The sequence below is a fragment of the Lactobacillus leichmannii genome, from assembly GCF_024701915.1.
Lineage (GTDB): Bacteria > Bacillota > Bacilli > Lactobacillales > Lactobacillaceae > Lactobacillus > Lactobacillus delbrueckii.
On record NZ_QOCY01000042.1, the window covers coordinates 100,851 to 114,973 of the forward strand.

Sequence of the window (14,123 nt, forward strand, 5' to 3'; positions counted from 1 at the left end):
CTTTTTCTTGTTGTTTTGTCATTTTTAATTATTTAGCTTCATAGTGGAAATCCGGATCCAGTTCCTGGTCGATCCGCTTCCAGGCGTCTTCCAGCTGCTGGTTGTAGGCAGCTTCGGTTTCCGGGGTCAATTTGGTCTTGCGGTCAATGACGATCGGGTTGCCAAAGTTGATTTCCATGCCTTTTCTTTGTAAGACCCCTTTAAAAGTAAGCGGGCCCTGGTAGACAGCCGGAAGCAGGGGCCGGCCGGACATTCTGGCGATAACCAGGGCGCCGGACTTAAGGGAGGCTGAGTGCCGGGTGCCGGATGGGAACATGATCAAAGACAGGCCTTCTGACTTTAAGCCCTTGACCGGGATCTTGATAACGGAAGGACCTGGATGCTCCCGGTTGACCGGGAAGGCGTGGGCATTGTTTAAGATCCAGCTGAGGACCGGATTTTTAAACAGCTCCTGCTTGGTCATGAACATGAATTCCGTAGGGCTGGCGGCCAGGGCGAAAAGAATCGGCTCCCACCAGTTCCGGTGGGGGGCAACCAAAATGTAGGTGCCTTCGGGCAGTCTTTCCTTGTGGTGGACATGCAGGTGGCCGTTTAAGACCCAGACGATGAAGCGGGCGATCGGTCTGAAAATACGATAAAGCATAAAAGAACCTCCAAATGATGTAGAATAAATTATAACACATCTAAGAATAAGGGACGGGCTTCAGAACTACATGATTGAACTAAAGGAAAATGAACGTATCGATTACATGCTGGGCGAGCAGCTGAAAATCATCCAGGACGGGCAGTCTTTTGCCTTTTCCCTGGATACCCTGCTTCTGGCTTACTGGGCCAAAGAAGCCATCAAAAACCGGTCCAAGGTGGTTGAACTCTGCAGCGGCAACGCGGCAGCCAGCCTCTACATGGCTGCTTTTAACAAGGCCCATTACGACGATGTTGAACTGCAAGAAGACATGGTTTCCAAGGCCCGGCGGTCGGTTGAATTAAACGACATGCAGGACCGGATCACGGTCTACCAGGGCAATGTCAAAGACGCGGGCAGCTTTTTGCGAAAAGACAGCTATGACGTCGTCGTGGTCAATCCGCCATATTTCAAGGCCCCGGCCGGCCACAAGCTGAACCCGGACCGGTCTAAAGCCATTGCACGCCATGAACTGGAGATCAACCTGGAAGAAATCATCGCCGTTTCCGCCGGCCTCTTGAAAATGAAGGGGAAGATGTTCATGGTCCACCGGCCAGAGCGGCTGGGTGAGATCATCAATTACGGCTTTAAGCATGACCTGGCCGTTAAGACTGTTCAGCCCTTTGTCTCCAGAAGAGGGCAAGACGCCAATTTAGTCATCGTTGAAGCGGTCAGAAGCGGGAAAGGCGACGGGCTGGTTCTGCGCGACGCCATCGAAGTCCATGAGGCAGACGGCAGCAATACCCCGGCCATCAAGGAAATTTTAGAGGCCAAATTGCCAGAGGAAAAGCATTACTTTTATGTCCTTTTATGCAGCGACGGCAGCTTTTACGGCGGCTACACCAATGATTTAAAGAAAAGGCTGGAGGCTCATAATTCTGGTAAAGGGGCCAAGTACACCAAGAGCCGGCGGCCGGTTGAAATGATCTATCTTGAAGAATATGCCGACAAGCGGACGGCCATGCAGCGGGAATATTGGTTCAAGCATCATGACCGGGCCTGGAAGGAAAAATTTTTGCACGAGCAAGGGGTTAAATTTTAGGCGGAAAAGCTTGCGCTTAAAGGAAAAATCGAGTAAGCTAGATAAGCGTGCGATTGCACGCTAGAAAACACATCAAGAGCGATCGGTGTTCAGGTGCCTAAAGACAAACGGTTGAATGCTGAAATGAACGCTTGAGAGGAAATAACCTAGGAGGAATTTATTTATGTCAGTTGTATCTATGAAGCAATTGCTTGAAGCTGGTGTACACTTTGGTCACCAAACTAGAAGATGGGACCCGAAGATGAAGCCATACATCTTCACTCAAAGAAACGGGATCTACATCATCGACCTGCAAAAGACCATCAAGATGCTTGACGACGCCTACAACTACGTTAAGGCTGTTGCTCAAGACGACGGTGTTTTCCTGTTCGTTGGTACCAAGAAGCAAGCTCAAGAAGCAATCGCTGAAGAAGCTACCCGTGCAGGTCAATACTACGTCAACCAACGCTGGTTGGGTGGTACTTTGACCAACTGGACTACTATCCAAAGCCGGGTTAAGCGTCTGAAGGACTTGAAGAAGATGGCTGAAGACGGCACCTTCGACGTACTGCCAAAGAAGGAAGTTTCTTTGCTGACCAAGGAAATGGACAAGCTGCAAAAGTTCCTGGGCGGTATCGAAGACATGCCTCGGATTCCTGACGTAATGTTCGTCGTTGACCCTAAGAAGGAAAAGATCGCCGTTCACGAAGCTAACAAGCTTGGTATCCCAGTTGTAGCCATGGTTGACACCAACACTGACCCAACTCCGATCGACGTAATCATCCCTTCAAACGATGACGCTATCCGTGCTATCCGCTTGATCGCCGGTGCTATGGCTGACGCCGTAATCGAAGGCAAGCAAGGTGCAGATAACGCCGACGTTGAAAAGGAATTGTCTGAAAGCGCTGAAGAAAACTCTGCTGAAGAAGTAGACGACGCTGAATAATTTGTCGTAAACTATCTTTGGAAGAATTCTGTTATTTAGTTTGACCTGGAGGACTTTTTTAAATGGCAAACATTACTGCTAAGCAAGTCAAGGAATTGCGTGAAACCACTGGTGCCGGCGTCATGGACGCCAAGAAGGCACTGGTTGAAGCCGAAGGCGACATGCAAAGAGCTATCGAAATCATCCACGAAAAGGGTGAAGCAAAGGCTGCCAAGAAGGCTAACCGGATCGCTGCTGAAGGTTTGACTGGCGTTTACGTAGACGGCAACGTTGCTGCTATCGTTGAAGTCAACGCTGAAACTGACTTCGTTGCGCAAAACGAACAGTTCAAGACTTTGGTCAACGAAACTGCTGAAACTATTGCCAAGGGCAAGCCAGCTAACAACGAAGAAGCTTTGGCATTGACCATGCCTTCAGGCGAAAGCCTTGAAGAAGCATACGTAAATGCTACTGCGACTATCGGTGAAAAGATTTCCTTCCGCCGTTTCGCTGTTCTTGAAAAGACTGATGACCAACACTTTGGCGCTTACCAACACAATGGCGGCCACATCGGCGTTTTGACTGTTGTTGAAGGCGGCGACGAAGCCGTGGCTAAGCACATTGCAATGCACATTGCCGCAATGAGCCCAAAGGTTCTGTCCTACAAGGAACTTGACCCAGCTTTCGTCCTCGAAGAACTGGCTCAACTTAACCACAAGATTGACCAAGAAAACGAATCACGTGCCATGGTCAACAAGCCAGCTTTGCCACACCTTAAGTATGGTTCAAAGGCGCAATTGACTGACGAAGTCATTGCTCAAGCTGAAGAAGACATCAAGGCAGAACTGAAGGCTGAAGGCAAGCCAGAAAAGATCTGGGACAAGATCATCCCAGGCAAGATGGCCCGCTTCATGCTGGACAATACTAAAGTTGACCAAGAAAACACCTTGCTCGCTCAACTTTACGTTATGGACGACAGCAAGACTGTTGAACAATACCTTGAATCAGTCAATGCTTCCGTAGTAAGCTTTGTTCGTTTCGAAGTCGGCGAAGGCATCGAAAAGAAGCAAGAAGACTTTGCTGCTGAAGTTGCTGCACAAATGAAGAACTAATTTCTTCTAGCAAGAAAAAGGATGGGAAAACCCATCCTTTTTTTGTCGGCAAATTTGCTTTTACAAATTTAAGCTGGTGAAATAGGATAAATAGGAGAGACAGTTTTCTGTTTTATGGTAAAATAGTTAGAGCTAATTAGGAGGGCATTATGAGTCAAGTTAAATATAATCGTATCATTTTGAAAATTTCCGGCGAAGCTTTGGCCGGGGAAAAGGGAACTGGCATTGACCCAACTGTGATCAAGAAATTGGCGCACGAAATCAAGCTGGTTCATGAAATGGGCGTGCAAATCGGCGTCGTCTGCGGCGGCGGCAATATGTGGCGCGGGGAAACCGGGGCCAAGCTGGGCATGGAAAGAGCTCAAGCTGACTACATGGGCATGCTGGCCACGATCATGAATGGCCTGGCCCTGCAAGATGGCCTGGAAACTGCTGGCGTGCAGACCAGACTGCAAACCTCAATCTCCATGCGGCAGGTAGCTGAACCTTACATCCGCCGGGTCGCAATCAGCCACATGGAAAAGAACCGGGTCGTTATCTTCGGCGGCGGCACTGGCAACCCATACTTCTCAACTGACACCACGGCTGCTTTGCGGGCAGCGGAAATTAACGCTGACGTGATCTTGATGGCCAAGAACGGGGTTGACGGGGTTTACACTGCTGACCCGAACCTGGACCCAAGTGCCAAGAAGTTTGCTGAACTGACCCAGCTGGACATGATCTCCAAGGGCCTGCAAGTTATGGACAGAACTGCCAGCTCCTTGTCCATGGACACTCATATTCCATTGATCGTCTTCAACGTCAACACTCCAGGCAATATCAAGCGGGTAGTTGAAGGCGAAAACATCGGGACGATTATCAGAGGTGACAAGTAATGAACAACGAAACGATTGCTAAAGCCAAGAGCAACATGAACAAGTCGATCGAAGTCTACCAGAGCAATCTGGCAACTGTCCGGGCCGGGGTAGCCAACGCCTCCCTTTTGGACCGGGTGATGGTTGAATACTACGGGGTACCAACTCCGCTGGTGCAAATGGCCGGGATCACCATTCCAGAACCACGGGTTTTGGTAATCACTCCATATGACAAGACTTCTTTGAACGATATTGAACACGCCATTTTGGCTTCAGACCTGGGCCTTACGCCAGCTAACGACGGTAACGTCATCCGCCTGGTTATCCCGCAACTGACCGGGGAACGGCGGCAGGAAATTGCCAAGGAAGTCGGCAAGCTGGCTGAAGAAGCCAAGATTGCTGTCCGCAATGTCCGCCAGGAAGCCATGAAGGCTTTGAAGAAGCAGGAAAAAGACGGCGAAATCACTGAAGACGAAGAACGGCGCCTGGAAAAGGAAGTCCAGAAGATTACTGACGAATCAACCAAGAAGATTGACCAGATGGCTGACAACAAGCGCAAGGAAATCACTCAGGGTTAATTATGGATAAGAATAAGCAGCTGAATCATTTGGCGATCATCATGGACGGCAATGGCCGCTGGGCAAAGAAGCGGAAAATGCCGCGCTTCATGGGCCACAAGGCCGGGATGGACAACGTTGAAAAGATTGCGCTCGCGGCAGATGAGTTGGGAATTAAAGTCCTGACTCTTTATGCTTTTTCGACGGAAAACTGGGCCCGGCCCAAGGATGAGGTCAATTATTTGATGAACCTGCCGGTCAAGTTCTTTGACAAGTTCATGCCCCGCCTGCAGGCCCACAATGTTAAGGTCAACATCATGGGCTATCTGGATGCCCTGCCGGAATCAACCAGGGAAGTGGTTGAGCGGGCCATGGCGGAAACCGCGGCCAATACCGGTCTGGTTTTGAACTTTGCTTTTAATTACGGGTCAAGAAAAGAAATTGTTTCAGCCGTGCAGGCTCTGGCAAAAGAGGCCGCCAGCGGGGAAATCACGCCGGAAGAAATTACTGAAGACATGGTCTCCGCCAAGCTGATGACCGCCAAGTTTGCCCCTTATTCTGATCCAGACCTCTTGATCAGAACATCTGGCGAGCAGAGAATCAGCAACTTCCTGCTCTGGCAGATTGCTTACTCAGAGCTTGCCTTTACGGACAAGGCCTGGCCGGACTTCGACGAAAACGACTTGGCCGAAATGGTTAAGATCTACCAGCACCGGGATCGGCGCTTTGGTAAATTAGATGAAACAGATGGTTAGGTAATATGAAACAAAGAGTAATTACAGCAGTTGTTGCTTTATTGATTTTTATCCCGGTCCTGGTTGCCGGGGGCATGTGGATTGACTGGCTGGCTGCCTTTTTAGCTGCCGTCGGCATCAGTGAAGTCTTCTTGATGAAGAAGCAGATCCTGGTCTCAGTTGGCTTTACCCTGGCTGCCCTGGCCACCTTGACCTGGACCGTGCCCAACTCCTTCTTTGGCTTTTTGCCAAAAAACTGGAGCAAGTGGGGCGTCTTCTATGCCTTCGTAATGATTCTTTTGACCTGGACGGTTCTGTCTAAGAACAAGACGACTTTTGACGATATCGGCGTTTACGTCCTGTCAAGTTTGTACATCGGGACTGGTTTCCACTACCTGGCTGCGATCAGAAACAGCGATCCAGTCCATGGTTTGTGGCGCTTGCTCTTTGCCTTCGTGATTGTCTGGACTACTGACACGGCTGCCTATATGGTTGGCCGCAAGTTCGGCAAGCACAAGCTTTGGCCAGTAATCAGCCCGAACAAGACTTGGGAAGGGTCAATCGGGGCCGTGATCATCGCGGTTATCGTGACGGCAATTTATGTCAACCTGGCTCCAGTCGGCGGCGACAAGACCAGCTTGATCATTGCTTCCTTCTTCCTGTCAATCGCCGGCCAGATGGGCGACCTGGTTGAATCAGCCTACAAGCGCTTCTACGGGGTTAAGGACTCCGGCAAGATCCTGCCGGGCCACGGCGGGATCCTGGACCGGTTTGACAGCACGCTTTTCGTTTTGCCAATCGTTGCCTTGATCTTTGGAATTTAGGAGGTCGCTGTGAAAAGTATTCTAGCCTTCATTATAGTTTTTGGCCTGGTGGTCTTTGTCCACGAATTCGGGCACTTTTTCGTGGCGAAAAAGGCCGGTATTTTGGTGCGCGAGTTTTCAATCGGCATGGGGCCAAAATTGGTTCAGTGGCGGCCTGGTCAAACGACTTATACCATCCGCTGGCTGCCGCTGGGCGGCTATGTCCGCCTGGCTGGTCCTGACGAGCAGAGTGAAATCGACCCGGGGACGGCAGTTGTCTTGGAACTGAATGAGGCTGGAATTGTTACGCGAATCGATGCTTCAGAATCAGACCTGCCGATCGAAGGCCGTCCCTTGCGGGTGACTAAGGCCGATCTGGTTGATGACCTGACCATTGCAGGGTATGAAAATGGCGATGAGAGCCAGCTGGTGACCTACAAGGTCGACCATGACGCGACCATGATCGACGACACAGGCACCGAGCTGCAGATTACCCCCCGGGACGTGCAGCTGCCGGCAGCCAAACCATGGAAGAAACTGGCAACCTCTTTTGCCGGACCGTTTATGAATGTTGTTTTGGGCTTTGTGGTCTTGATGATCTACAGCTTTGCTTCAGTTGGCCCGGCAACAACGACCGTGGGCCAGGTAGCGGCAAACTCCCCGGCCCAGCACGTTTTGCAAAAAGGCGACCGGATCGTGGCCATCAACGGCCGGAAGATTAATACTTTTGACCAGGTCAGCCAGGCGATTGACTCTTCTAAGGGTAAGACCCTGACGGTCAAGGTCAAGCGGCAGGGAAGCGAAAAGTCAGTCCAGCTGACGCCAAAGTACTCAAAGAAGACCAAGTCATACCTGGTTGGCATTGTGGCTAAGGCCGACAACTCATTTTCCGCTAAGCTGAAGCGGGGCTGGGACTTGAGCTGGCAGGTAACAGGAATGATCTTCCAGGCCCTGGGCAACTTGTTCAAGCACTTCAGCTTAAACAAATTGTCTGGCCCAGTCGGGATCTACTCGGAAACTTCAAAGGCAACTTCCATGGGTCTGACCTACATGCTGGCCTTTGTTGGCATGCTGTCCATCAACCTGGGGATCGTCAACTTGATCCCAATTCCAGGTCTGGACGGGGGCAAGCTTTTGCTGGAACTCATCGAGCTCCTGCGGGGCAAGCCGATTCCAGAGGAGCATGAGACAGTCGTTGACTTGATCGGAGTGGTCTTCTTGCTGATTTTGATTATCGCCGTAACTGGCAACGACATCTACCGCTACTTTATCAAGTAGTCCTTGAAATAATAAATGTTTAGGAGAATTTAATTAATTATGCGTCAATCAATCTTTTTCATGCCGACGCTGAAGGAAACTCCAGCCGACGCGGTTGCAAAGAGCCACCAAGTAATGCTGCGGGGCGGATACATCCGGCAGGTTACGGCTGGTGTCTACTCATACCTGCCGCTGGGTTACAAGGTCTTGCGCAAGACTGAAAAGATCATTGAAGAAGAAATGGCTAATGCCGGCGTCGTTGAAATGATCATGCCGCACATGCTGCCATCTTCAATGTGGGAAGAATCAGGCCGTCTGCCAAAGTATGGCCCGGAAATGTTCCGTCTGAAGGACCGGCATGGCCGGGAAATGCTGCTGGGGCCAACCCACGAAGAAACCTTCACTGACGTGGTGGCTAAGAGCCTCAAGTCTTACAAGCAAATGCCCCTGCACCTTTACCAGATTCAAACCAAGTTCCGGGATGAAAACCGGCCACGTTTCGGTCTTCTCCGGGGCAGAGAATTTGTAATGCTGGACGGCTACAGCTTCGCGGCCAGCCAAGAACAGCTGGACAAGCAGTTTGATAATGAAAAGGCAGCCTACCTCAAGATCTTCAAGCGCACAGGCGTTGAAGTCCGGCCAGTTATCGCTGACTCCGGGACTATGGGGGGCAAGAACTCTATTGAGTTCCAGGCACCTGCCGCTGTTGGTGAAGACACTATTGCAACCAACGCTTCCGGTACCTACGCCGCTAACTTGGAAATGGCCGTCAGCGTTGATACCTTCAAGCAAGAGCCTGAAGAACTGAAGGCGATGGAAAAGGTTGCTACTCCAGGCTGCGACTCCATTGACAAGCTGGCAGAATTCTTGCAAGTGCCAGCCACCAGAATTGTCAAGAGCGTCCTCTACATCGTTGATGAAAAGAAGAAGGTTCTGGTTTTGATCCGGGCTGACAAGGAAGTCAACGAAGTCAAGCTGACTCACCTCTTGGACTGCGACAGCCTGCGGGTTGCTGAAACTAGCGACCTGGAAGAACTGACCGGGGCCGGAAAGGGCGGCGTTGGCCCGGTAAATGCTGACTGGGCTGACGAAATCGTGGCTGACGAAACTGTCAAGGGCCTCTATAACGTGGTCGTTGGTGCTGGCGAAAGCGATGCTCAATTCATCAACGCTAACTTGGACCGGGACTTCAAGGCTGACCGCTTTGCTGACCTCCGGGTTGCCAACGAAGGCGAACCTGACCCGGTTGACCATGAACCGCTCAAGTTTACTACCTCAATTGAAGTTGGTCATATCTTCAAGCTGGGGACCTACTACACGGAAACCATGGGGGCCAAGTTCCTGGACCAGAACGGCAAGTCCCAGCCAGTCATCATGGGCTCATACGGGATTGGGGTTACCCGCCTGCTTTCAGCCGTCGTTGAACAGCACGCGACTGAAAATGGGGTTGCCTGGCCAAAGGAAATCGCGCCATTCGGGATTCACATCATCCAGATGAAGATGAAGGATGAAATCCAAAGCAAGCTGGCCGAAGACCTGGAAGCCAAGTTTGCCAAGTATGACGTCCTTTATGACGACCGTAACGAACGGCCAGGCGTCAAGTTCAACGATGCTGACCTGGTTGGCGCGCCAATCAGAATTACTGTTGGCCGCGACGCGGCTGACGGGATCGTTGAAGTCAAGCGTCCAGGCGACGACCAGGCACAAAAGCTGGCCGTTGCCGACTTGGAAGACTTTATTGCCAACGAATTAGATTAGGATTGAACTCTCGTGACTGATAAAAACCAACTTTTTCTCAAATTGTTAAAACAAGTCGGCTTTTCGGCAGGGGGAGCTGACGAAGCGGTTTTACAGGCAGGGGAGATAAAAAACGTGGATGTCTACAGAAAAGAACGTAGATGGGATATCCACGTTTTTTTTACTACTCCACTGCGTTTTGAAAGCTACAATGCCTTGAACCAGGCAATTAAGCATGAATTTAATGACTTTGTTGATACTCGGCTCATAGTTGAAACGGCTGATGGCCAGCAGCAATACCTGCCAGACTACTGGCAGTACGCGGTTGAAAATTCAGAAGTCTTGTCCGCCAATCCGGCAGCCCAGAACTTCCTGGTCGGGCAGGCGCCCCATGAAGATAGTGGCCGCTGGGTTATTCCAATCAATGGCCAGCTTTTTGACAAGATTCTGGAGCAGCGGCTCTTGGACAGCTTCTCTTTAGAGCTGCGCGATTACGGCTTCTTTAACGTCAAGCTTTTGACGGAAGTTACTGACCAGGGCGGGCAAAGCGACTTTGAAAGCCTGGCCCAGCTGGTGGAAGCCCATGAGAAGAACATGCAGGAAGCCTTCCAGCAGGCCCCGGTCAAGCCAAAGCCAGCTCCCCGGCCCAGCTACCAGGGCCGGCGGGGGAAGAAGACCAGTTTTGGCCCAGGCGCCATCAGCGACAAGGCAGAGATTACCCAGTTGAAAGACTTGTCAGAAGACCAGCGCAGCGCGGTTGTCGAAGGCCATGTCTTCAAAGCGGAAATGCAGGAACTGCGGTCGGGCTCCTTTATTTTTTACGGGGAAATGACTGACTATACCGGTTCTATTTCTTTTAAGAAGTTCGTCCGTGATTCCGACAAGGAAGAAATCGAATATTTGAAAGGCATTAAGCCTGGTGTCTGGATCCGCATGCAGGGCAGCCTTAAGGATGACCAGTATGCCCATGACTTGATCTTCAACATCTACAGCATGGAATTAACCGAGCACGTGGGCCGGCAAGAAGCCTACCAAGGTGAAGAAAAGCATGTGGAATTGCACGTCCACACCAACATGAGTCAGCTGGACGCGACTAGCGATGTAGCAGACATCATCAAGACAGCCAAGAAGTTCGGTCAGCCGGCCGTCGCCATCACTGACCATGCTGGCCTGCAGGCCCTGCCGAATGCTTTTGAAGCGGGCAAAAAGACCGGGATGAAGGTCATCATGGGCCTGGAGGCCAACATGGTTGAAGACCACGGCCTGCTGGTTTTAAACCCCGCCAGCATGAAGTATGAAGACCAGGAATTCGTCATTTTCGACGTTGAAACGACCGGTCTGTCTTCTGTTTACGATACGATTATCGAAATCGGGGCGGTCAAGATGAAAAACGGTGAAGTTATCGACCGCTTTGACAAGTTCATCAACCCTCACCATCCATTGTCTGAAACTACGATTAACTTGACTTCAATTACGGACGAGATGGTCCAGGCGGCTGACGACGAAGCTGTCGTAATTAAGCAGTTCATGGACTTTTACGGCAATGACCCGCTCTGCGGGCACAATGTCCAGTTTGACGTGGGCTTTGTTAATGCGGCCTTGAAGCGCTGCGGTTATCCGGAAATCAGCCAGCCGGTCGTCGACACTTTGGAAGTTTCCCGCCTCCTGCACCCGGAACAGTCCCGTCACACTCTGGATTCGCTTTGCCGCAAGTACAATGTGGCCCTGGAGCACCACCACCGGGCCAACCAGGACGCTGAAGCAACCGGCTACCTGATGTTCAAGCTTTTGGATGCCTTTAACGACAAGTACCAGGAAGATGACCTGGGCAAGATGAACGACTACAGCAACGGGGAAGGCTACAAGCGGGCCCGGCCGACCCATATTACGGTCTTAGCCCAGAACCAAAAGCCAGGCCTGCGGAATTTATATGAACTGGTCTCCCTGGCCGGGATCAAATACAACTTCAAGGGGCTGAGAACCCCTAAGTCAGAACTCCGCCGCCTGCACGCCGGCCTTTTGTACGGGTCTGCCTGCAGCCAGGGGGAGGTCTTTATTGCCATGATGCAGAAGGGCTATGAAGAAGCCAAAAAGAAGGCGGAATTCTACGACTTTTTGGAAATCCAGCCGCCGTCAAACTACTCCAGCTTAATTGCCGATGGCTTGATTGCTGATGAAGCCCAGCTGGAAGAAATTCTGACCAATATTTACAAGCTGGGCAAGGAGCTGAACAAGCCGGTCGTGGCAACTAGCGATGCCCACTACATTGACAAGCATGAAGCCATCTACCGGGACGTATTGCTGGCTGCTCAAAGGGGTAACCCAAACCGCAACAAGCAGCACCCTGACTTGCACTTCTATACCACCCAGGAGATGCTGGATGAATTCAGCTTCATGGGCGAAGACATTGCTAAAGAAGTGGTCATTAGCAACCCGAACAAGATCAATGCCATGATCGATGAGGGAGTGCAGCCGGTCCAAGACGAAAGCTTCCCGCCAAAGATCCCGCATACGGCTGAACGGGTACGCAAGCTGACCTATGACAAGGCCCACGAACTTTATGGTGATCCTTTGCCGGACAATATCCAGGCCCGTCTGGACCGGGAGCTGGATGCCATTATCGGTAACGGCTACGGGGTTGTTTACCTGATTTCCCAGATGCTGGTGGCCAAGTCAGTTAAGGACGGCTACTTGGTTGGCTCCCGGGGTTCCGTTGGTTCCAGCCTGGTTGCCACCATGATGGGTATCACTGAAATCAACCCTATGCCGCCTCACTACCGCTGCCCGAAGTGCAAGCAGTCAGAATTTTTTGAAAACGGCGAATACGCCTCCGGTTTTGACCTGCCGGATAAAAAGTGTCCTGACTGCCAGGTCATGATGGTTAAAGACGGGCAGAACATCCCATTTGAAACCTTCCTGGGCTTCCATGGTGACAAGGTGCCCGACATCGACTTGAACTTCTCTGGTGACTACCAGCCAGTTGCCCATAATTTCATCAGAGTTATGTTTGGGCCAAACCACTCCTTTAAGGCCGGCACCGTAGGTACCCTGGCCGATAAAAAGGCGATTGGCTATGCCAAGCACTATCAAGACGAGCACCCGGAAATCAAGATGAACAACGCGGAAGTTGACCGCCTGGCCATCGGGGTTACCGGGGTCAAGGCCACGACCGGCCAGCACCCGGCCGGGATCGTCGTTTTGCCGGATGATAAGGACATCTATGAACTGACTCCCCTGCAGTATCCCTCAGACGATATCTCCAAGGAATGGAAGACGACCCACTTTGACTTCCACCAGATCCACGACAACCTCTTGAAGTTCGACATCCTGGGTCACCAGGACCCGACCATGATCAGAATGCTGCAGGACTTGTCCGGGATTGATCCTTTGACGATTCCAACTGATGACCCTAAGGTCATGTCCCTTTTCTCCAGCCCGGAAGCCCTAGGCGTTACTCCAGAGCAGATCAATTCCAAGACCGGGACCCTGGGCCTGCCGGAATTCGGGACCCCCTTTGTCCGGGGTATGCTGGAAGAGACCAAGCCGTCGACCTTTGCCGAGCTTTTGCAGATTTCCGGCCTGTCACACGGGACGGACGTCTGGCTAGGCAATGCCGAGGAACTGATCAACAACGGCACTTGCAAGTTAAAGAGCGTGATCGGCTGCCGGGACAACATCATGACTGACTTGATCCGCTGGGGAGTTAAGGAAGAAGTTGCCTTTTCAACCATGGAAACTGTCCGGAAGGGGAAGGGGATTTCTGATGAGAACATGGCCGTCTTAAAGGAAAATAAGAACATTCCTGACTGGTATATTCCGTCTTGCTTGAAGATCAAGTACATGTTCCCGAAGGCCCACGCGGCCGCCTACATCTTGATGGCTCTCCGGGTGGCCTGGTTCAAGGTCTACTATCCAGAGATCTACTATGCCGCCTACTTCTCAGTCAGAGCCGACAAGGTCGACCTGGAAGCCATGAGCCGGGGCAAGAACACGGTTGTGGCCTTGATCAACCGGATCAAGGAAAAAGGGACGGCAGCGACCAAGCTGGAAAAGGACCTGCAGACCTACATGGAACTGGTCAACGAAGCCATTGAGCGGGGGATCAACTTCAAGATGGTCGACATCAACGAGTCTGAAGCTACGACTTACAAGATCGTGGACAAGCACACCATTCTGGCACCGTTTAACGCCGTTGACGGCTTAGGTGACTCCGCGGCCAAGCAGATCGTGGCTGCCCGAAGTGAAGCGCCATTTTTGTCAAAGGAAGACCTGCAGGTTCGTGGCAAGGTTTCCCAGAAGATCATGGACTTCTTTGAAAACAACAATGTCTTAGAGGGGATGCCTGACCAGAACCAACTTTCCCTCTTCTAAGAGCTTCTTATTTACAAGTGGGAAAATTTCTGTTATAATTTTTTTAGATCGAATATGGTAAATTCGAGTG

Annotated in this window: 11 protein-coding genes; 10 read left to right on the forward strand and 1 reads right to left on the reverse strand. The window is 51.3% G+C overall.

From position 1 onward, the window contains the following. Nucleotides 1–28: 28 nt before the first annotated feature. A complete protein-coding gene (locus DS743_RS04855) occupies nucleotides 29–643 on the reverse strand; it encodes a lysophospholipid acyltransferase family protein (protein WP_003615448.1) in 615 nt (204 codons plus the stop codon). Nucleotides 644–713: 70 nt separating this feature from the next. Between DS743_RS04855 and DS743_RS04860 the strand changes: the two genes are divergently transcribed. From DS743_RS04860 to DS743_RS04905, 10 genes are all read left to right on the forward strand, one after another. Next, nucleotides 714–1,724: a GIY-YIG nuclease family protein gene (locus DS743_RS04860; protein WP_003615447.1), complete on the forward strand. Its 1,011-nt coding sequence runs from the start codon at nucleotides 714–716 to the stop codon at nucleotides 1,722–1,724. A 163-nt stretch (nucleotides 1,725–1,887) separates the two neighbouring features. Next, nucleotides 1,888–2,649 carry a 30S ribosomal protein S2 gene (gene rpsB, locus DS743_RS04865; RefSeq protein ID WP_002876742.1) on the forward strand — a complete coding sequence of 254 codons (762 nt, stop codon included), beginning with the start codon at nucleotides 1,888–1,890 and terminating at the stop codon, nucleotides 2,647–2,649. A 62-nt stretch (nucleotides 2,650–2,711) separates the two neighbouring features. Beyond that, nucleotides 2,712–3,740 (forward strand): translation elongation factor Ts, encoded by a 1,029-nt coding sequence (gene tsf, locus DS743_RS04870; RefSeq protein WP_003615444.1) that lies wholly within the window; start codon nucleotides 2,712–2,714, stop codon nucleotides 3,738–3,740. A gap of 149 nt (nucleotides 3,741–3,889) precedes the next feature. Then, a complete protein-coding gene (gene pyrH, locus DS743_RS04875; protein WP_002876740.1) occupies nucleotides 3,890–4,615 on the forward strand; it encodes a UMP kinase in 726 nt (241 codons plus the stop codon). After that, on the forward strand, nucleotides 4,615–5,172 hold the full coding sequence (gene frr, locus DS743_RS04880) for a ribosome recycling factor (protein WP_013439811.1): 558 nt from the start codon (nucleotides 4,615–4,617) through the stop codon (nucleotides 5,170–5,172). The genes pyrH and frr overlap by 1 nt, the downstream gene beginning before the upstream one ends. Before the next feature lie 2 nt (nucleotides 5,173–5,174). Continuing rightward, nucleotides 5,175–5,906: an undecaprenyl pyrophosphate synthase gene (uppS, locus tag DS743_RS04885; RefSeq protein WP_003615440.1), complete on the forward strand. Its 732-nt coding sequence runs from the start codon at nucleotides 5,175–5,177 to the stop codon at nucleotides 5,904–5,906. A gap of 5 nt (nucleotides 5,907–5,911) precedes the next feature. Then, the gene (locus tag DS743_RS04890) at nucleotides 5,912–6,709 is read left to right on the forward strand and encodes a phosphatidate cytidylyltransferase (protein ID WP_002876734.1); all 798 of its coding nucleotides are present in this window, start codon (nucleotides 5,912–5,914) and stop codon (nucleotides 6,707–6,709) included. A gap of 9 nt (nucleotides 6,710–6,718) precedes the next feature. After that, complete coding sequence (rseP, locus tag DS743_RS04895) at nucleotides 6,719–7,966, forward strand: RIP metalloprotease RseP (protein WP_035184625.1); 1,248 nt, start codon at nucleotides 6,719–6,721, stop codon at nucleotides 7,964–7,966. 39 nt (nucleotides 7,967–8,005) lie between these two features. Then, a complete protein-coding gene (locus DS743_RS04900; protein WP_013439809.1) occupies nucleotides 8,006–9,703 on the forward strand; it encodes a proline--tRNA ligase in 1,698 nt (565 codons plus the stop codon). A 12-nt stretch (nucleotides 9,704–9,715) separates the two neighbouring features. After that, complete coding sequence (locus DS743_RS04905; RefSeq protein ID WP_072544174.1) at nucleotides 9,716–14,053, forward strand: PolC-type DNA polymerase III; 4,338 nt, start codon at nucleotides 9,716–9,718, stop codon at nucleotides 14,051–14,053. Nucleotides 14,054–14,123: the final 70 nt, after the last annotated feature.

What these genes read in the sequence shown, in the direction of transcription:
- DS743_RS04855 (WP_003615448.1), bottom strand. Translation starts at nt 643, where the DNA reads ATGCTTTATCGTATTTTCAGACCGATCGCCCGCTTCATCGTCTGGGTC.
- DS743_RS04860 (WP_003615447.1), top strand. Translation starts at nt 714, where the DNA reads ATGATTGAACTAAAGGAAAATGAACGTATCGATTACATGCTGGGCGAG.
- rpsB (WP_002876742.1), top strand. Translation starts at nt 1,888, where the DNA reads ATGTCAGTTGTATCTATGAAGCAATTGCTTGAAGCTGGTGTACACTTT.
- tsf (WP_003615444.1), top strand. Translation starts at nt 2,712, where the DNA reads ATGGCAAACATTACTGCTAAGCAAGTCAAGGAATTGCGTGAAACCACT.
- pyrH (WP_002876740.1), top strand. Translation starts at nt 3,890, where the DNA reads ATGAGTCAAGTTAAATATAATCGTATCATTTTGAAAATTTCCGGCGAA.
- frr (WP_013439811.1), top strand. Translation starts at nt 4,615, where the DNA reads ATGAACAACGAAACGATTGCTAAAGCCAAGAGCAACATGAACAAGTCG.
- uppS (WP_003615440.1), top strand. Translation starts at nt 5,175, where the DNA reads ATGGATAAGAATAAGCAGCTGAATCATTTGGCGATCATCATGGACGGC.
- DS743_RS04890 (WP_002876734.1), top strand. Translation starts at nt 5,912, where the DNA reads ATGAAACAAAGAGTAATTACAGCAGTTGTTGCTTTATTGATTTTTATC.
- DS743_RS04900 (WP_013439809.1), top strand. Translation starts at nt 8,006, where the DNA reads ATGCGTCAATCAATCTTTTTCATGCCGACGCTGAAGGAAACTCCAGCC.